General features: G+C 54.9%; 20 protein-coding genes and 1 pseudogene. 9 read left to right on the top strand and 12 right to left on the bottom strand.

Going from position 1 to position 17,507, the window contains the following annotated elements:
• Positions 1-45: 45 nt before the first annotated feature.
• Both ACFE33_RS15360 and ACFE33_RS15355 read right to left on the bottom strand, forming a co-directional pair.
• Positions 46-783 (bottom strand): TetR/AcrR family transcriptional regulator, encoded by a 738-nt coding sequence (locus ACFE33_RS15360; RefSeq protein ID WP_380058896.1) that lies wholly within the window; start codon positions 781-783, stop codon positions 46-48.
• Positions 784-851: 68 nt separating this feature from the next.
• Positions 852-1,424, bottom strand: a complete 573-nt coding sequence (locus ACFE33_RS15355) for a TetR/AcrR family transcriptional regulator (protein ID WP_380058894.1) — start codon at positions 1,422-1,424, stop codon at positions 852-854.
• Positions 1,425-1,524: 100 nt separating this feature from the next.
• Between ACFE33_RS15355 and ACFE33_RS15350 the strand changes: the two genes are divergently transcribed.
• Positions 1,525-2,091 (top strand): carboxymuconolactone decarboxylase family protein, encoded by a 567-nt coding sequence (locus tag ACFE33_RS15350; protein WP_380058892.1) that lies wholly within the window; start codon positions 1,525-1,527, stop codon positions 2,089-2,091.
• Between the two features lie 225 nt (positions 2,092-2,316).
• On the opposite strand, the pseudogene ACFE33_RS15345 reads toward ACFE33_RS15350, so the two are convergent.
• The 3 genes and pseudogenes from ACFE33_RS15345 to ACFE33_RS15335 form a co-directional block, all read right to left on the bottom strand.
• A pseudogene (locus ACFE33_RS15345) lies at positions 2,317-2,820 on the bottom strand (imelysin family protein); the annotation flags it as partial.
• A 407-nt stretch (positions 2,821-3,227) separates the two neighbouring features.
• Positions 3,228-4,634 (bottom strand): PepSY-associated TM helix domain-containing protein, encoded by a 1,407-nt coding sequence (locus ACFE33_RS15340; protein ID WP_380058890.1) that lies wholly within the window; start codon positions 4,632-4,634, stop codon positions 3,228-3,230.
• 69 nt (positions 4,635-4,703) lie between these two features.
• Positions 4,704-5,066 carry a hypothetical protein gene (locus tag ACFE33_RS15335; protein WP_380058888.1) on the bottom strand — a complete coding sequence of 121 codons (363 nt, stop codon included), beginning with the start codon at positions 5,064-5,066 and terminating at the stop codon, positions 4,704-4,706.
• A 138-nt stretch (positions 5,067-5,204) separates the two neighbouring features.
• On the opposite strand from ACFE33_RS15335, the gene ACFE33_RS15330 reads away from it, so the two are divergent.
• The 3 genes from ACFE33_RS15330 to ACFE33_RS15320 all read left to right on the top strand — a co-directional run bounded on the left by ACFE33_RS15330 (position 5,205) and on the right by ACFE33_RS15320 (position 6,465).
• The gene (locus ACFE33_RS15330; protein ID WP_380058886.1) at positions 5,205-5,555 is read left to right on the top strand and encodes an MbcA/ParS/Xre antitoxin family protein; all 351 of its coding nucleotides are present in this window, start codon (positions 5,205-5,207) and stop codon (positions 5,553-5,555) included.
• Positions 5,555-6,067 carry an RES family NAD+ phosphorylase gene (locus ACFE33_RS15325; protein ID WP_380058884.1) on the top strand — a complete coding sequence of 171 codons (513 nt, stop codon included), beginning with the start codon at positions 5,555-5,557 and terminating at the stop codon, positions 6,065-6,067. The genes ACFE33_RS15330 and ACFE33_RS15325 overlap by 1 nt, the downstream gene beginning before the upstream one ends.
• 80 nt (positions 6,068-6,147) lie before the next feature.
• A complete protein-coding gene (locus tag ACFE33_RS15320) occupies positions 6,148-6,465 on the top strand; it encodes a hypothetical protein (RefSeq protein WP_380058882.1) in 318 nt (105 codons plus the stop codon).
• Between the two features lie 38 nt (positions 6,466-6,503).
• On the opposite strand, the gene ACFE33_RS15315 is transcribed toward ACFE33_RS15320, so the two are convergent.
• Positions 6,504-7,928 carry a Hint domain-containing protein gene (locus ACFE33_RS15315; RefSeq protein ID WP_380058880.1) on the bottom strand — a complete coding sequence of 475 codons (1,425 nt, stop codon included), beginning with the start codon at positions 7,926-7,928 and terminating at the stop codon, positions 6,504-6,506.
• Between the two features lie 201 nt (positions 7,929-8,129).
• On the opposite strand from ACFE33_RS15315, the gene ACFE33_RS15310 reads away from it, so the two are divergent.
• Positions 8,130-8,498, top strand: coding sequence for a GFA family protein (locus ACFE33_RS15310; protein WP_380058879.1), 369 nt, complete (start codon positions 8,130-8,132; stop codon positions 8,496-8,498).
• Here the strand turns inward: ACFE33_RS15310 and ACFE33_RS15305 are convergent.
• Positions 8,495-9,430, bottom strand: a complete 936-nt coding sequence (locus ACFE33_RS15305; RefSeq protein WP_380058877.1) for a carbon-nitrogen hydrolase family protein — start codon at positions 9,428-9,430, stop codon at positions 8,495-8,497. The genes ACFE33_RS15310 and ACFE33_RS15305 overlap by 4 nt on opposite strands.
• Positions 9,431-9,619: 189 nt before the next feature.
• On the opposite strand from ACFE33_RS15305, the gene ACFE33_RS15300 reads away from it, so the two are divergent.
• From ACFE33_RS15300 to ACFE33_RS15290, 3 genes are read left to right on the top strand one after another with little or no spacing between them, the layout of a single operon-like run.
• Positions 9,620-10,309 carry a winged helix-turn-helix transcriptional regulator gene (locus ACFE33_RS15300; protein ID WP_380058875.1) on the top strand — a complete coding sequence of 230 codons (690 nt, stop codon included), beginning with the start codon at positions 9,620-9,622 and terminating at the stop codon, positions 10,307-10,309.
• A gap of 14 nt (positions 10,310-10,323) precedes the next feature.
• Positions 10,324-10,791, top strand: coding sequence for a VOC family protein (locus tag ACFE33_RS15295; RefSeq protein WP_380058874.1), 468 nt, complete (start codon positions 10,324-10,326; stop codon positions 10,789-10,791).
• 11 nt (positions 10,792-10,802) lie between these two features.
• Positions 10,803-11,150 carry a DUF1428 domain-containing protein gene (locus tag ACFE33_RS15290; protein WP_380058872.1) on the top strand — a complete coding sequence of 116 codons (348 nt, stop codon included), beginning with the start codon at positions 10,803-10,805 and terminating at the stop codon, positions 11,148-11,150.
• Positions 11,151-11,245: 95 nt separating this feature from the next.
• On the opposite strand, the gene ACFE33_RS15285 is transcribed toward ACFE33_RS15290, so the two are convergent.
• The 4 genes from ACFE33_RS15285 to ACFE33_RS15270 are packed head-to-tail and all read right to left on the bottom strand — an operon-like array spanning position 11,246 to position 15,157.
• A complete protein-coding gene (locus ACFE33_RS15285; protein ID WP_380058870.1) occupies positions 11,246-11,800 on the bottom strand; it encodes a membrane integrity-associated transporter subunit PqiC in 555 nt (184 codons plus the stop codon).
• Position 11,801: 1 nt separating this feature from the next.
• Entirely contained in the window at positions 11,802-13,886 is a 2,085-nt protein-coding gene (locus ACFE33_RS15280) for an intermembrane transport protein PqiB (RefSeq protein ID WP_380058868.1), read from the bottom strand.
• Positions 13,887-14,531, bottom strand: coding sequence for a paraquat-inducible protein A (locus ACFE33_RS15275; RefSeq protein ID WP_380058866.1), 645 nt, complete (start codon positions 14,529-14,531; stop codon positions 13,887-13,889).
• On the bottom strand, positions 14,498-15,157 hold the full coding sequence (locus tag ACFE33_RS15270; protein WP_380058864.1) for a paraquat-inducible protein A: 660 nt from the start codon (positions 15,155-15,157) through the stop codon (positions 14,498-14,500). The genes ACFE33_RS15275 and ACFE33_RS15270 overlap by 34 nt, the downstream gene beginning before the upstream one ends.
• 109 nt (positions 15,158-15,266) lie before the next feature.
• Between ACFE33_RS15270 and ACFE33_RS15265 the strand changes: the two genes are divergently transcribed.
• The gene (locus ACFE33_RS15265) at positions 15,267-16,154 is read left to right on the top strand and encodes an NAD-dependent epimerase/dehydratase family protein (protein WP_380058862.1); all 888 of its coding nucleotides are present in this window, start codon (positions 15,267-15,269) and stop codon (positions 16,152-16,154) included.
• Here ACFE33_RS15265 and ACFE33_RS15260 read toward each other — a convergent pair.
• On the bottom strand, positions 16,151-17,419 hold the full coding sequence (locus ACFE33_RS15260) for a nucleotide sugar dehydrogenase (RefSeq protein WP_380058860.1): 1,269 nt from the start codon (positions 17,417-17,419) through the stop codon (positions 16,151-16,153). The genes ACFE33_RS15265 and ACFE33_RS15260 overlap by 4 nt on opposite strands.
• Positions 17,420-17,507: the final 88 nt, after the last annotated feature.

Here is a 17,507-nt window from a genome sequence, read left to right as displayed (position 1 = left end):
TGTCCTTGGGGCAGGCGATTGCATTCGCTCGGATCTGGGATGCTCTCATTTGTCACACAGCATGGCGCGCAAAATGATGCGGTATTCGGTAGGGTTGGCGAGCTTTATGCTCCCCTCGGGAAGGCCCAACACGCGATCAAGCATCGCGCCCTCGGCAATCATGCGATCATTTAAAAGGGCCGCTGCCCCCTCTAGATCGCCGCCCTCAGCAATGCCAAAGGCCTTTTTTACAACATTTATGCGCGCGTTCGAATAGGCGAGAATTGTTTCTGCCGCGAGGTCCACATCAGGAACGTCAAAGCATCCTTCCTCGGCGCCATCGGCGATAATGTCCCGCAGAATCGGGCGCGCGGCGGCGCAGGAAAGCAGCAAGATGCGATGAAACTGGACGTCGTTTCCGGGCCGCAGCATCGCATCCACAAAGAACTTCAACTGATGGCTGCGCTCGGCCTTCCAGCGTGCGGTGCTCGACAAAAACGCATTGAAGCGCGCCAAGGCGTCCCCTTGCGCCGCGCTGCTTGAGGCTTCTGCGTCGTTCAGGGCCTCTTTGGTAAAGCGCTCGATAATGCCGTCGAGCAGGTCCTCTTTGGCCGAAAAGTGATGATAAAACCCACCCTTCGAGATTTCCGTCTCAGCGAGGATATCCGCAACGGTCACGTCATCCCATCCGCGCGTGTAGAACAGCGCTTGCGCCGCATCTAGGATACGTTCGCGCCGCTCCTCGGGCGCCATGCGTTGACGCTTGCGGGGGGTGTCACGGGTTATTTCAGTATTTTGCTTCATGTAATCCTTACCAACCGACGGTCGGTAGGTAGAGGCGCGCGCCCATGATGTCAAGCGGGATCAGTAGGTCAAATTCGCGTGATACCGTCCGCGATTTCCTGTGCGATGGCCTTTGCATCCACGCCGTCCCGCTCCGCCGAAACCCGCAAGCCGAGCAAGTCGGATTGATACCGCCGCGCAAGGGCGCTCGGATCTTGGTTGGAACTGATATCGCCGTTTTCTTGGGCCTGACGGAACAGCTCTGCAATATGTTGTTCCATCTTAAGCAGATGCGCGTTCGCGGCCTTGGCCAACGGATGGTCGTGCGCGTGCAGTTCCAGAAGCGTTTTCGAAAGCATACAGGCACGGGCAGGGGCCGCGTCACCCTCGACAACCGCAAGCGGCAATTGTTCGAGCGCCCCGAGCGGGCCAAATTCTTGGGTGAGGGACGTCAAACGTGCGGCGCTATTCTCGGCGTATTTCTTGAGAGCCAGTTCAAAAAGCGCATCTTTTGAACCGAATGCCGCATAAAAGCTGCCCGGTTTCATTTTCAGATTTGCTTCCAAATCCTTGAGAGACGTGCCCGCCCATCCGCGTTCCCAGAACAAATCACGGGCGCGGTCAATCAGGTCATCTCGGTCGTAGTTAGGCTTGCGTGGCATCTCTTCACCAATATTTGAGTGATCATTCAATTATATACTTGAGTGATCGCTCAAGAAAGCCTAAATAGCATCCATACACACCTCAAAAAGGAAAAAAGTCATGAAATTCCCTTCACATGATCTCGAAACAGCACCAGAAGCCTCCAAGCCGCTTTTGGAAAACTCTCAAAAAGCGTTCGGTCGTTTGCCTGGTCTGCACAAAGTTCTCGCAGAAAGCCCGCAGGCGTACGAAGGGTATCAGCTTTTGCACAAGCTCTTTACCGAAACGGATTTTGACGCTGAGGAACTCACAGTTGTATGGCAATCCATCAACGTCGAGCACGAGTGCCACTATTGCGTTCCTGCCCACACTGGCATTGCGAAAATGATGAAGGTCTCTGACGAGATCACAGACGCGCTGCGCAACGAAACACCGCTGCCAACAGCTAAGCTAGAAGCTTTGCGCACATTCACCATTCAAATGGTACGCAGCCGCGGTAACATCACAGAAGCGCAAATGAAAGCGTTCTTTGACGCAGGCTATGGCCATCGCGCGGTTCTGGATGTTGTGCTTGGTTTGGCCCAGAAAACAATGTCAAACTACATCAACCACGTTGCGCAAACACCCGTAGACGAAGTCTTCCACCCGCTCAAATGGGAGCGCGGCGACAAGCCACTCGAAGTGTAATTCGAGGTTGAATATGTGAAAGAGTTAAGGGCTAACTACGGCCCTTAACTTATCTTGGGAAAACGGATCTATCCGGCCAAGCCAATTGTCGTGATGATATCTAGGACCTGCGCTGGTTTCATATAATCAATATTATGATAATAATTTTTGACGACAATAGCCCATTTGGGCAAGCGAAGTTATTAAGAGTTCGAGCGACAATCCAAATTGGATTGCCTACATAGCCGCTCCTTTCGCTTCTACGCCATCTGCTTCTTGGAGTGTCTCTTCGAGAAGCTGAGGCGTGATGTTGGTGGCGTCGATCTCTTGGTTCGAGAGCGTAAACGTCGGGTTTGCGATCACGTTAAGTGCCGCAAATGCGTTCTCATCCGACGGTCCGCCATACGATGAACCCACATAGTCAATCAGGCCCTCATCCAGTGGCCAAGCGTTGACCTTGCCTTCCCAATCATCAACGATCGCGTTTCCAAAGCGGAAAACTTCGGTTTGCTGATATGGCACACGCGCCGCCAACCACGCCGCGCGCGCCGCTGTCAGGTTCTCGGCGGAGGGTTCAGCAACCAGCGCATTGACCGCCGTTTGAAGGCGCTGCGCTGTAATCAGGCTGTCTTCATAGTTCGCAGCAGCAATGTCGGCATATGTGCCAAGTACGTCTGAAGCCTCAAGAGCCAATGCTGGCGTCGCAAGAACGATTGCCATAGCGGTTGCGGACAGTTTGTATCGTGTCATTAGAGTTTCCCCATTGGTGGAATGTTTAACTTTGGTGCTTATGTCTTGCCGCCGAGCACGAATGCATCAAAGCCGCGTTATATTTACCGCGGCGGTGTCGGGATGCGTTTGAAAGGAATCAAGGAACGAGAAAATACCCGCACCTAATCCAAGATCAAATTTCGGAAATATGTTCGGCAGATCGTCTAGAGTATCTAACCAAAATGATACGTTTTGGTTGGGCAGCATAAGGAAGTCCTAACATAATTCATGTGTCGGCTTCCCCTTCTGAGCGACGAGGTGGCTTGACTTGGCCTAATCCTGAGCGAACTAGTAGGATATGTCAACCGGATAGAAACACGCGATCTAAAAATAGGTCCGCGTCAATGAAAGCAAGCGCCGCCCCGTATCAGAGCGGCGCCCATATCTTATGAGAACGCGCGGCGCATTGCGGGGATGCGGGAGATGACAACAAAGTCCAGCGCAAGCACCGCAAGAAGCGTGACGCCCGCCATCGGAAACGCCAGAGAAACCAGCAAGCCCACGACAATCGCGCCCTTCCATTGCGGCATATCGCGGGGCATCGGTGGTGCCGCAAGGCGCTTTGCTTTGTTCGGGCGGCGCATCCACCACATGACTGCGCCGCTCACGCTCACGAAAATCACCGACAGACAGAACACCGTATTCAGCACGATATTCCACAGGCCCATGTCTCCCTCATGAAAGGCAATCCCGACGGCCATGCCCTTGCCGTACACCGAATAATCCGCAAATTTCACATCGGCGAGGATTTTGCCCGTGTACTGATCAATATGCACGGTGCGATCATTTGTTGGGCTTGTGCTGTCGTTGCTCATGGTATCGCGCGAGATGGTCCAGACGCCCTCTTTTCCATTCGGAAGGTTCAGTTGAAAGCGGTTCTCAAACCCGATCTGGCGTGCGAAAGCGGTCACTGTATCAAGCGTAACGGGCATTCCATCGGCCAATCCCCTCGCGCCGGAATCCGACCCTGACGCGGGCATCGGTGTTTGCTCTAACGCCCAAGGCACCTCTTTGATCGCGCCGTGGTTCATGCTTGCGTGGATGGAATCAGAGGCGGGAGCGGCGTATTTTTCTGCGGGGAAAGTGCTCCAGGCCTGAACGAATTTTTCGCCCCAAATTCCCGCCCATGACAGACCCGAAATGAGGAACAGCACCAACAAAAGCGAAATCCACGCACCGACCGTGGCGTGTAGCGTTTTCCAAAGAGCGCGCCCCCGTGCCGCAAGATTAGGGACCAACACGCGCACGCCCTGCCCTCCGCGCGGCCACCAAAGGTACAGCCCCGTCGCGATCAAAACCATGGCAAGCGACGCCGCAATCTCGATCATCCGATCACCCGTCACACCCAACAAAAGCGTGCCGTGCACCTTGTTGGCAAAGTCATACCACCCCTCGCGGCGGGGCATCTCGGCGAGGATTTCGGCAGTATAGGGGTTCACCGCAACCATGACGGCATCCGCGCCACTATCGACCCGAAGAATCGCCGCTAGGTCATCAGCGCGCGGAGCAACATATTGCACCAGCTTGCCATCCGGAACGGCATCAACCGCCGCCTCGGACAGCACAGAAACCGCCATCGGCACACCGTTTGGCTCAACGGCGATCCACTCGCCATCTCGGCCTGCGATCACACTCACCCAGAGCATAATCAACCCCGTCAGGGCCAGCATAATCAGGAAAGGAATGACATATAAACCAGCATAGAAATGCCAGCGCCATGCCGCGAAATAGAACTTATTCGAACTTGTCGTACTCTCGGCCACAGGTGCCTGAGTTGGGTCGATAGAAACCATCTGGGTTCTCCACTTCGTGCCGCCCTGTCGCACAGGGGGCGAATTTTGATTTAGTCATGTGAGGGAAAATCAAACGAAGTGAGGGGGTGCGCGCACAGAGCGCGATAAATCGGTATTCTCAAACGCCAGAATCTGCGCAAACACAAACTCCAACGGCGAGGATGTCGTCAAAAGCGCCCGCGTGTGCGGCCATTCAGGCTCAACCAGTATCGCGCCCGTTACGATCCGACAAAACTCACAGATCCCCGAACCTTGGTGGATGGTGCTGTCGGCATCGGAACAGAGATCTTCGATGCTACCGCCAGCCTGAAGGTAGTTCTGTAACTCAAGATCATAGTTGGAGGGCGCAAGCCGATGTGCAAAGCTTGATGTCGCCATGGCAAACACGAATACCAAGGAGACCAAAAGCTTTGTAAATTGTGCACGGATCAAACGCATAGCCGCGTATTTACCGTCTGATTCCTCAAAGGACTAGCATTATCTCTGCGACATAAACGAACCCGCGGCGCGGCTTGATTTACGGCGATAGTTACACTATATACTGTCATATCTACCGTAAGGAGTGACGCCATGCAGATTACAAACTTTGCCGAAGGAGGACAGTTCGAGCCTCGTAAAATCGCGGCCGCTCTGCGGACCTCGGCGGATGAAATCGCGATGACAGTCGGGCTTAGCAAAGACGCGCTTCAGCGGCGCACGCGGATTCAATCAGACAAAACGCAGCGCCGTTTGCGCGAACTCGTTGAGGTGCTGAACAAGGTCGTGCCCCGCTTTGGAACGGAACTCATTGCCTATGCGTGGTACCGCTCTGAACCCCTCCCTGGATTTGACGGGCGGACCGCGATGCAGCTTGTTCAAGAGGGCAAGGCGCAACAGGTTCTGGAGTATATCGACGCCGTTGATGCGGGCGTTTACGCCTGATGCCGCTGACGGACGGGCGTTATGTGGGGCCGCTTTATCGGGCGTTGAACCCCGTTTATGCACGCGAGCCGCTCTCTGGTCGTGGCGCGAAACTCTATGGCGGACGATTCAATCCCAAGGGTACGCCAGCGCTCTATACCGCGCTTGATCCTGCCACCGCGCTAAGCGAAGCGAACCAAGTCGGGAGCCTGCAACCCACGGTGCTTGTTTCCTATCGCGCCGAAATCGGGCCGATATTCGACACCCGCGATCCAGATTTACTCAATCATTATGGAATGACGGCCGATATTCTCGCTGATCAGGGCTGGCGCGCAGCGATGCTCGACAAACGCGCCGTTCCCACCCAGATTTTCGCCAAGACTCTCATCGCCGAAGGTTACGCGGGGCTGCTGGTGCGCAGTTATGCCAAGGGGACGTCGGCGAAGAACCTCAATTTCGTCCTGTGGCGCTGGATGTCCGACGGATGCACGCTTGAGGTCGTGGACGATGAAAACCGACTTGAGCGTATGTAAACGCCCGCCCAAAATGAGAGGCGGGGCGCGTAGGCTTAGAACGGGCGGATGCTTCTTGTAAGGCAATTCACCCCAAGGACGTGCCGCTTACGGCAAAGTCGGTCTTTACCGATATTCATATCATCGGACATATCTTCAACGTCGATGATCGCGCCTCTGCCCTGATTGAAGGTTTTCAGGATCGACTTGAGCTGGCCTCCGAAAACAACGCAAGTAATTGTCGCACCGCGTTTATCTTTGATAGCGCAGAAGAGACCCCCTACTCCATTGGATACCGCGCGCTCTTGCGATACGGCGACCTTTACGCGCAAAGGGCAACACTTTGCCAGCGGGTCGATGGAGACCCTCCTGACACAAGAGAACATGCGCACAGTTTTCCGCGTGACCGGAGCGCTTGAAAATGGCGCGATGCGGATCAATTCGCCACTGCGCTAGCTTAGGCGCAGAGCAATCCTTCTCGCATGGTCAACAATCGCCGCGCGGGCTTCATCGATCCGTGCTGGCCCCGACGTTTCAGCAGATCAGGGAACAGCGCCACAACCTCATCACGCGCGGGTTCGCTTAACATGTTCACGCTGTATTCGCTCACAAGAAAACTCTCGGCAGCGCAGCCATCGGCGAACACAATCTCATGAGCGTCAAACATCATGTGGAAATAGGTCACCTGCGCCACCGGAACCTGCCGAACGGTAGTGCCATTCACCAGCGCCTTGGCCGGAACCAAAACGCTTGCTTCTCCAAAATAGAGTTCTAAGACAGCGGACTCTATCAAGACCCGATGCTGTGGTGACAAAACAAGTCCTCTAGAATTCCCGACAGTGCCCGCGTCGAATACAATCGGCGCAAGCGCGCCTACTCCTGCAACGGTGCTTTTGCCGATCCATATAATGGCTTGCTCGCCCCTACTCTCGGTCACTACAAGATCACCGATTTTCAAACCTTCGATCGCCACTTCACCATCTGGTGTCGCAATACGTGCTCCCGCTGCAAAGCATGGAACGGGACTCACGCGTATCTCTTCAAACCCGCCGAAATCAAACGTCCGAGTTATTCCGTTGGCATCGGTATAGGTTACACGCCCGTTCCCCGGCGACCATTCCGTATAGGTCGTACCTGGAGGGAGGTAGAGAATATCGTAGCCATTCCCTCCCGCAACATAGGCAGGAGGTTTGTCAGAGTTAAGATCTTCGGCGGTGACATAAACCACGTCATTCCCGCTACCAGCCGTAATGGATCCGCCGCCGCGTACGCCATAGATCGTGTCATCTCCAGATCCCGCATCAACGTAATTGTCGCCACTCCCTTTGTGGATGACATCGTTCCCCGCTCCACCAAATAAGTTGCCGCCTGCCGCACCGCCATAAATCGTGTCATCTCCCGCACCACCGTCAAGGTTGTCGGTACCGGCATTGCCCGCATGAAGCGTATCGTTTCCGTCACCGCCCAACAAAATGGTCGAGGAATCGCCCGCGTAAAGTGTATCGTCTCCTCCGCCACCGTTGATCGTAGCAAATCCCCCGCCGGCAGGGCGCGTATCAACAAACGTATCATCGCCAGAACCACCGATATATCCGAAAGAGTTGATATCTTCGGCACCGCTGACTTCGCTATTGTTATCATTACCGCGGAAGGCCACGAAATTGCTGAACGATCCACCTGCGAGATCGCTGTTGTTGACGGTATAAACCGCTGGAGGGTTCGTGCTTTCGTCGGTAAATATGATCGACGTTGCGGTCATCGTGATCTGAATGTCGTCACTCAGACCCGAGGCATCAATCGTGCTGTCAGTCGTCACATTCTGGCTGGCCCAGAACGCGGGATCGTTATAATTACTATCGGTTAGAACTATGAATACTGGCATGACTTCTACTCGTGACGGCACGCGGTTTACAAAATACCCCTCTAGAATACCATAAAATGCTAGTATCACCTAAAGACCGCAAATGCGGCACCCGTGTTCACTGATTAGCTAGCCGGCGTGTTAGCTCGAGGCGTAGTACCCTTGCCACGTGCCAATAAAGTCATCATTGTTCTTGAACGCTTAGCATGATCGGAGGGCGTGATGGACCAGATCAAGGGCGGCTGCCAATGCGGCAAAGTGCGTTTCATGACCCCGCCTGACGCCATTCGCGTTGGCATATGTCATTGTATGGATTGCCGAAAACACCACGGAGCACTGTTTCATGCCTCGGCGATTTTTCACAAGGATGCGGTCGAAATCCACGGTGAAACGCGGGCCTACAGGGGGCGTAATTTCTGCCCTGAATGTGGATCATCGGTGTTTTCATTCTCAGACAACGAGATCGAAATCCACCTCGGCGCGCTCGACCAACCCAACCAATTCAAACCCACCTATGAACTCTGGACCTCGCGCCGCGAGGCTTGGCTTCCGACGTTTGCCCAAACCAAAACCTACGAGGCCGATCGCTAGGCCGCTGCGACTACGGGCGGCTTGGGCTGTTTATCAACCGATAGCCTGAAAACATCAGGCCGCGCATAGTGGCCGGTTACATCAAACTTGCGGCGCGATGCGGCGGCTTGTGCAACATCGATATCACAGAACAATATCCCCTTCTCCTGATGCATCGGCCCTGCGGCTACTCCGCCGAACGGTTTGTAGACAACTGCGTCTCCGGGATTAATCCACTCGTCCTGATTAGGGAAAAGCTCATCATAATAAGGGACTGTTTCGGGAATATCAGCGACTTCAATCGCCGTGGCACAACCGATCACCCAACATCCCCCCTCTCGGGCGATGTGCTGCATCGTTGCAAGCCAAGTATCGCCACTATCCCATGTGGGTGCGAGATAGATGTCAATGTTCTGGGCATACATCGCATACCTTGCGAGCGGCATATAGTTCTCCCAGCAGATCAAAGCTCCAATACGTCCGACTGCTGTCTCGACCACGTTTAGCCCGGCCCCATCGCCAAAGCCCCAAACCATGCGCTCGGGGTTGGTTGGCATCAGTTTGCGATGGTTATTCAAAATGCTGCCGTCCGCATCAATCGTTACACAGGCATTGTAGAGGGTCGATCCAGACACCGCGCCGTCCAACTCGTTATATCCCGCAACAATAACGATACTGTTCTCGCGCGCGGCCTCCTGAAGTGGCTCCATTTCTCCTCTGGACCGATCAATCGAATTGGCCTGCAAAAGCGCAAAAAGCTCGTCGGTCTTGCCCATGCCTGCACCGGGCGCAAGGCGCCAAACAAAGGTTGGATATCCCGGGAACCATGCTTCTGGAAAAACGATCAGCTCCGCTCCATCCTTGGCGGCGCGCGCGACTAATTCTACAGCGCGCTCCATACTTGCCTGACGGTTCATGAATACTGGCGGTTCTTGTACAACTGCGGTTTTCATAGCAACTCCTTTCAACTTATCCAAAATAGTTCAACGCCGCTTTGTTACCCTTCCCGGTAAAGGCGGCACCCATTCCAAAGAGTTGTCGCAAACCCAATTTCGCGCTAGTCTAGAAACTGTACCACCGACATGATTACGTCGCGGTTCGCCTACTAAGTTCAGGTTTTTCAAACGTGATGGAGGCAAACTATGCGTGGAAGTTACGGCCAGTTTTGCCCGATCGCGATGGCGACCGAGGTATTGTGCGCGCGCTGGACGCCCCTCCTGATTCGAGAACTTCTTTGCGGAAGTACGCGGTTCAACGACTTGCGGCGTGGCGTTCCGCGCATGTCGCCAACTCTGCTATCCAAACGTCTCACCGAACTCGAAAAAGCGGGGGTGGTCTATACCCGAGAAATAGCCAAAGGTACTAAGGAATACCGACTCACACCCGCGGGCCAAGAGCTTCGACCACTGATTATGGGTATGGGGGCGTGGGGCCAACGATGGGTAGAAAGTGAGCTATCTCTAAACAATCTGGACCCCGAGTTGTTGATATGGGACATGCATCGCGGCCTCAAAATTGAACCACTCCCCGAGCGGCGCGTCTGTTTGCAATTCGTATTTCTCAACCTCCCAGAACATCGTCAAAACTATTGGCTCCTTGCCGATCCAAATTCGGGCGTCGAGGCTTGCTATGTCGATCCGGGACTCGACGTAGATCTTTATGCCGCGTGTAGTCTTCGCACTATGACAGCGATTTGGATGGGGCTTTTGACTGTACAAAAAGCAATACATCACGGACAACTTGAGCTTACGGGTACCCAAGAAATCGCGACGCAAATGCAAGATTGGTTAGGCCTAAGCCCCTTTGCGAGTATTGAACGCCAAGCGGGCTAGAGAGGAGATAGCACATGGAATTTTCTGCCAAAGTCCGCACCTGTCTGACCTTCGAAAAAAACGGCCACGAGGCGGCGGAGTTTTATGTTTCGCTCTTACCCAACAGCGCAATTGAAAACAGGATCTATCCCGATGAAAACGGCGCGCCGATGGTCGTTGAGTTTAACCTAAGTGGCGCGCCCTATATGATCCTGAACGGCCCGTCCTTCCCCACAAGCGAGGCGGCCTCAATCTCGGTATTGACCGAGGATCAGGAAGAAACCGACCACCTTTGGGCCGCGCTCATCGCAGATGGCGGCGCCGAGAGCCAGTGCGGATGGCTTAAGGACCGATTTGGTATTTCGTGGCAGATCGTGCCCAAAACTTTGCCTCTCCTGCTGAACAATCCCGACCGCGAAGGCGCGGACCGTGCGATGCGGGCCATGCTTACAATGAGTAAAATCAACGTCGCCGCAATTGAGGCGGCTTTTAACGCAAAATAGTGGAGGAAATTATGTCCTACGTAGATGGCTTTATTGCCGCTGTCCCTAATTCAAACAAAGAGAAATACATCAAACACGCCAAAGAATCCGCCGTGGTGTTCAAGGAATACGGCGCCACCAGCGTCATCGAAAACTGGGGCGACGATGTGAACGACGGCGAGCTAACATCCTTCCCCATGGCCGTGAAATGCAAAGAGGACGAAACCGTCGTTTTCTCATGGGTTGTCTGGCCGTCGCGAAAAGCGCGCGACGAAGCGTGGGAGAAAATCATGGGCGATTCACGCATGTCCATGGCGGAAATGCCGTTCGACGGCAAACGCCTGATTTATGGCGGCTTTGAAACCGTGCTAGAGGGCTAGCAATACGCCATATCGCCGTGGTGGATCAGGTCGCACATCGGCCAATAGAACGCGCGCCTCATAGGCATAAATCGAGAGCGATTTGAACGCAGGCTCTACATCGCCTCTGTGGCGATTTTTCGGGCGAGGTTCTGAATCAACTGGCCGCGCGCTCGCGAAATCGCCAATGGGCCACCCTTTGGATCGAACGGAACACTCAGCGCAAAAGAGCCCGCGCGGTCGCGGCCACCCTCGGTTGAGCCGACGAAATACTGCCCCGAACCTCGGTACACCCCATCTGCACCCGGGAGCAATTCGTCCATCCGAACCTCCAATCGCGCTTGGGGGCGGGTCTCAAACGGCCACGGCTCTGACGCCACACGCGCGCCCGTCAGTGCTGCGATATTACGGCTTAGCTCAAGCGAAATCGCCCGCACCGGAATATCGGCCCAAAGCGCGGAACCCGCAGTGCTCAGCGATCCATCCGAATTCTGAATCGTGATCTCTTCGGCGGCGGCATACGATGGCAAAGACACATCCCGCACCTCAAGCGAACGGACCGAAGTATTAACGCTACCGCTGATTGGCGGGGTCGTGACGGGATACAGCACCGACGACGAACACGCGGCAAGCAGCGCAAGGGAGCAAACAAATGGAGCGAGCAGTCTCATATTATCTTCCTAACAATAGCGAATTCGGGTTGCGTTGAATGGTCCGCGCAAGGTCACTAATCGCCCGCGCCGCAAGTTGCAGTTCGCGCAGGGCATCCTTGGCGCCACGGTTAATGTCGGAGCTTGCATCATATGTCTGGAGCGTTGAACTGGCCTGCGACAGAACGCGGTTCATCCGTTCGACCAGCGCGGGCAACTCTTGGGTTGAAACCGCAACCGCATCCGCCGCATCCCGCGCCGAGGCAAGGGCTTCGTTGGTATTTGTAACCGCCCCACCCTCGCGAAGCTCTTTCAATGTTTCGCGAATTTCCGAAAGGGCCGCCGAGAGCGACGCCGGCAATTCCGCCGTTGCGTCCGAAGCAATCAAGCCCGCCGCCGCATCCAGAACCTCGTTCGCGGAGGAAACGAGCGCCTCAACTTCGAGCGCTTCGGCCTTGGCGGTCACTGCTTCCAACCGCTCGATCAAATCGGGCACGCCCGCAATCGCGGTATCCACACCACCCGCTGCATCCGCCGCCGCCTCAAGCGCATCGGCAAGTTTCGCAATCGCCTGCTGTTCTTCGAGTTCGGCCAATAGGCCATCGAACCGCTCAAGCGCTTCGTTTAGCTGAACCGGCACGCGCTTGGCCTCTGGCGAACCAACAAGGCCACGCGCATCGCCAATCAACCCGCGCAAATCCTCTGGCGCACCGCGCAATGCATCATCGGTAAAGAACGCATTCGCAGAGTCCATCAAGTCAATCGCGCTCGACAAAAGATCCTCAATCGGAAGGTTGTTGATCCGCGTGAAAACTCCCTCAGCCGAGGCCGCTACATCCGAAATCTGGCTCTGGGTCGATGGGAAGATCGGGAACGGATCGCCCGACATATCCACTTCGGCGGGTGGCGCGGTTTCATCCACGATCAGCTCAATCTTGAGGCCCCCCGTCAACAGGCTCGCCGATGCCAGCCGCGCCCGAAGCCCTTCGGACACCTGATGTTGCAATAGTGCAAGCGCACCCTCGGTGGTTGTATCTGTTTCAAGCCCTAATCGTGCAGGCTGTATCGCAATTGTCGCATTCAGGCGGACGTTTTCATCGCCATATTTCTCTGAATCGACGACCCCTGCGATGTTCGTGACCTCGCCCACCTTCAGGCCATTCCACTCAACCACGGCACCGTTTTTCAGGCCCGCAACATTGTCGGAAAACACAACGGTCATCTCAAGCGCCTTGGCGTCTGGCCCGCTAAAGACACTGGCGCGCGCTTCGCTTTCGTTTGAGAAAACCTGAAACACATGCCCGTCCTGAACCACGCGACCGCCGGACACAATCGTATCAAAGGTCAAGCCGCCAGAAACCAACGACGTGAGCGATTGGAACTGAATCTCTGCTCCGCCTGCTCCGACATTGAATTCAAATCCCGACACATCCCAGAACCGCGTTTTGTCACTGATCAGATGACGGAAATCATCATAAATAACGGCCTCTGAAATGGCGAAATCGCCGTTGGGAACGATACGCGCACGCCCGATGCGGCCCACTTCGATCCCACGAAACAGGATCGACGCATTATCCGTCAGCGCCGTGCCCCGCCCCGAGCGCAGCGTAAGTTGCAAGCCGCGCTCACCCGGTCGGATCAATGGCATTTCATCCAGACCGACAAAGGATTTACTACTTTCACCGATGATCTCGTCCCACGACCCTTCGATGAAAACACCGCTAATTACGGTATCCAGCCCCGAAATCCCCTGTGCGGTTACCTGCGGGCTGACGACCCAGAATTTCGCGCCACTATCCACATAGGGCGCGACATCCTTGTGCAACCGAACAGACAAAACAACAGAATCCAACCGCTTGGCAAATTCCACTTTTTCAACTTTTCCGACGGTCACATCGCGATAGCGCAGCTCGGTTTTGCCAGCCGCGACTCCTGTGCCGTTTTCAAAGGAAATCTCGATCAACGGCCCGCGCCGTTCAAACGCCTGCCACGCAATTCCGAGCGTAATCACAAGCGCCAAGATCGGAATGATCCAGACAAGAGACGGTGCCGACCAGAACGAAGATTTCTTGGATTCAATTTTAACGGGCGTAGGTGTACGCGTCATTTATGTGCGCTCCTCGTGGGCTTTTTGTTCAACATCCCAAATCATCCGAGGATCGAAATTAGAAGCAGATAACATCGTAAAAATAACCGATAAGGCAAAGAAAAGGCTGGCAGGCCCGGGATTAATTGTCGCTATTGTATTCAGTTGCACAAGCGACGACAGGATAGCAACGACAAACACGTCGATCATGGACCAGCGCCCAATATATTCAACAACTTCAAAGAGCATATGCCGCTGCCCCTTGGGTACAACGGACCGATGGTGCACGCTAATTGCCAAGAACGCGATCGACAGAAACTTCCCCATCGGGACCATCACACTCGCGACCAAAATCACAAGCGCAACCACGTAGGAACCATGATGCATCAGATCAATCGTCCCGCCGATAATTGTGTTTTCCTGATCAAACAGCAATGTGCGGGTCACAAGCATCGGATAGACATTCGCAGGGATATAGAGGATCAAACCCGCAAACCACCACGCCCAAACGCGCTGTAAACTTCTGGGATCACGGCCAATAATCCGCGCGCCGCAACGGCCACAGGTCTCTTGCCCCTCGGGCCAGACCTTGGTGCAACGACGACAGGCAACAACCCCGACGTCGCGCGCCGTTAACGTTTCGTCTCTGGGTCCAGCGCGTTCCATACCGTCCACCTACACATGAAATTGTCCTGAACGACAACCAGAATAACCAGTGCCGCAAACATATAAAATGCCGGTCCCGTGTGAAGATCGGCCAAACCGGCAACTTTGGTTAACGCCACCGCACAGCCAATCGCGAAAACCTCGGCCATAGACCACGGGCGCAGAACCTCGGAAATCTGGAACGCTTCCATCGCATAACGCGCAGGTGGGCGGTCCGCGACGATCGGGATTAGCACATAAAGCACCAGCAGAACGCGAAGAAGCGGAATGATGATAATCAACGCGAGCGTGAACATCGACACCGCGATCAGCGGCCCGTGCCGAAACGCGAGTGCGGCATCAATGATCGAAACGGCGTTCATGGTTCCTTGCGCCTCGATGCTCAGAAACGGGAATACCGCCGCCGCAATGATCAACACCACAACGGCGAGAGATACCGCGATGATCTGAAGCCCCGCCTTGCGCCGAGGCGCAATCAGCACCGTATGGCACCGCGAACACACCGCGCGTTCACCATGATGAGGACGGATAATCTGGTAAACCGCGTCGCACTGCGGACACACGATCATTTCCCCCTCAGGGGATTTTTCTGGCGTAGCGCGTTCAAGGGTGGCGGAATCTGACATTATAGATTCTCAATATCAGGGGCGCCCCTTTGGCGCAAACCTTTGCGACTTGCGGGTAAAATCTGTGGGCACTAAGCTCCCCCAAATTGGTTAACACGGGGGGCAGACGATGCGCATTCTCTTTACAGGCGGCTCAGGCAAAGCGGGTAAATACGCGTGCCGATATCTGCGCGATCAAGGGCACCGCGTGGTAAACGTGGACCTTACGCCATTGGTGGAGGACGGCATCGACAACCTGATCGCCGACATCACGGACTCTGGCGCGATGTTTAACGTCATGACGAGCTACGCAAATTTCGACGACCTCGACCTTGGAACAGGCGCACCGAAATTCGACGCGGTTGTCCACTTTGCCGCCGTGCCGCGCATTCTCATTAACCCCGATCACGAGACTTTCCGCGTTAACACAATCGGGACCTATAATGTAATCGAAGCTGCGGTCAAACTTGGCATCCCCAAGGTGATTTTCGCGTCATCCGAAACTACCTACGGCGTCTGTTTTGCCGATGGCGAAGTCCGTCCGGATTACCTGCCCGTGGACGAGGAACACGACGTTAACCCAATGGACAGTTACGGCCTGAGCAAAGTGGTAAACGAAAAGACAGCCCGCGCCTTTCAGCGCCGCTCGGGTATCGATATTTACGGCCTCAGAATTGGCAATGTGATCGAGCCGCACGAGTACGAGAACTTCCGCGAATATTTTGCCGATCCCGCAGTGCGTCGCCGCAATATTTTCTGCTATATTGATGCGCGCGACCTTGGCCAAATCGTAGACCGCTGCCTTGCGACCGACGGGCTTGGATTTCAAATCTTCAACGCGGGGAATGACACCAATTCTGTCGATATCCCGAACGAAGAAATCATCAAACGCTTCTATCCTGACGTAAAAGTTACCCGCGATCTGGACCCGCAAGAGGCGCTCTATTCCAATCGCAAAATCCGCGAGGTTCTCGACTTTGAGGAAGAGCACAACTGGCGCAAATACGTCACGCCCTAAGCGATGCAGTGGGTCTCCAGCGTTTTGAATTTTGACAAGTTGAGCGCCTGCCCCGTTGCGTTTGACACAACGACCAAATCCCAATCGCCCGCCTCTGCGGCAGGCGCATCAATCAGCAATGCATCGATTTGCGGCAGCGTAGAGTAGAGATACCCAAGGTTATGCCCACGCAATTTATCAGGCGAAAGACACGGATCAAACACCCGCACATCATACCCCGCCTCTAACAATTTGCGCACCAAATCAATGTTCGGACTCTCGCGAAGATCGTCCGTCCCCGCCTTGAACGCTAGCCCCGCCATGAGGATTTTCGACCCCGCTTCGGCATGGCGCGTGATGTGATCAAACTGATGGTTTTTGTGCGCCTCATTTGATCGAAGCAAGCTGTCCACCAGATGCGTATTCGCACCGATGTCGTTGGCAATATACTGAAACGCGCGCACATCTTTGGGCAAACAAGCTCCGCCAAACGCCCCGCCTGGGCGGGTGTAATACGGCGAGATATTGAGCTTGGTATCCGCCACGAAAATCTTGTGAACCTGCCGCGCCGATATCCCCATTTTCTGGCAGACTCGCCCGAATTCATTGGCAAAGGCCACCTTCACCGCGTGCCATGAATTGTCCACGAACTTGGTTAATTCGGCCTCCTCAAATGGGGTCACGAACACCTCTGCATTAATGTTAACGTTCAGGGCTTGGAGCACTTCATTTGGCTTGCCGTCAATCGTGCCAATCACCACTTTGGGCGGGTCGAAATAGTCGGAAATCGCCTGCGCCTCGCGCAGAAATTCGGGGTTATAAACGAGCGTCACATGCGCCGCCCAATCCGCCCCAAGGGTGGCCACAAAAATCGGGATTATTAACTTTCTCATCGTTCCGGGCCGCATTGTCGAGCGGTACACAACCGTCACCGGCGCAAGCGGTTTTTCCCGCGCAAGGGCCGTTCCGATCTGGCGCGAAACATCCGCAATATAGCGCATATCGTGCGCACCATCGACGCCACTGGGCGTGCCGACACAGACAATCGCCATATCCGCATTCGCGAGCGCATCAGGAACAGATTTCGTCGCCAAGAGCCGCCTCGCTTGCGTGCTCGGCGTCATCAATTCCTGCAATCCCGGCTCCTCAAATGGCGCGATGCCGTTGTTCACATCCGCGATCTTGGAATCGTTAACGTCAACGCCGATAACCTCGTGACCCTCGCTCGCAATACAACACGCCGCCGTAAAGCCCACATAGCCCATCCCAAAAATCGCGATCTTCATGCCTGTTTTCCTTTGAATATTATGCCCCGCAACGCCCATCGCGCGTTGCGTTAGAAGCGCGTTAAACGGCCGCGCCTATAACCGAATT

This window comes from Falsihalocynthiibacter sp. SS001 (assembly GCF_042445055.1).
GTDB lineage: Bacteria > Pseudomonadota > Alphaproteobacteria > Rhodobacterales > Rhodobacteraceae > Falsihalocynthiibacter.
This window is presented reverse-complemented; position numbering and strand designations above follow the sequence as displayed.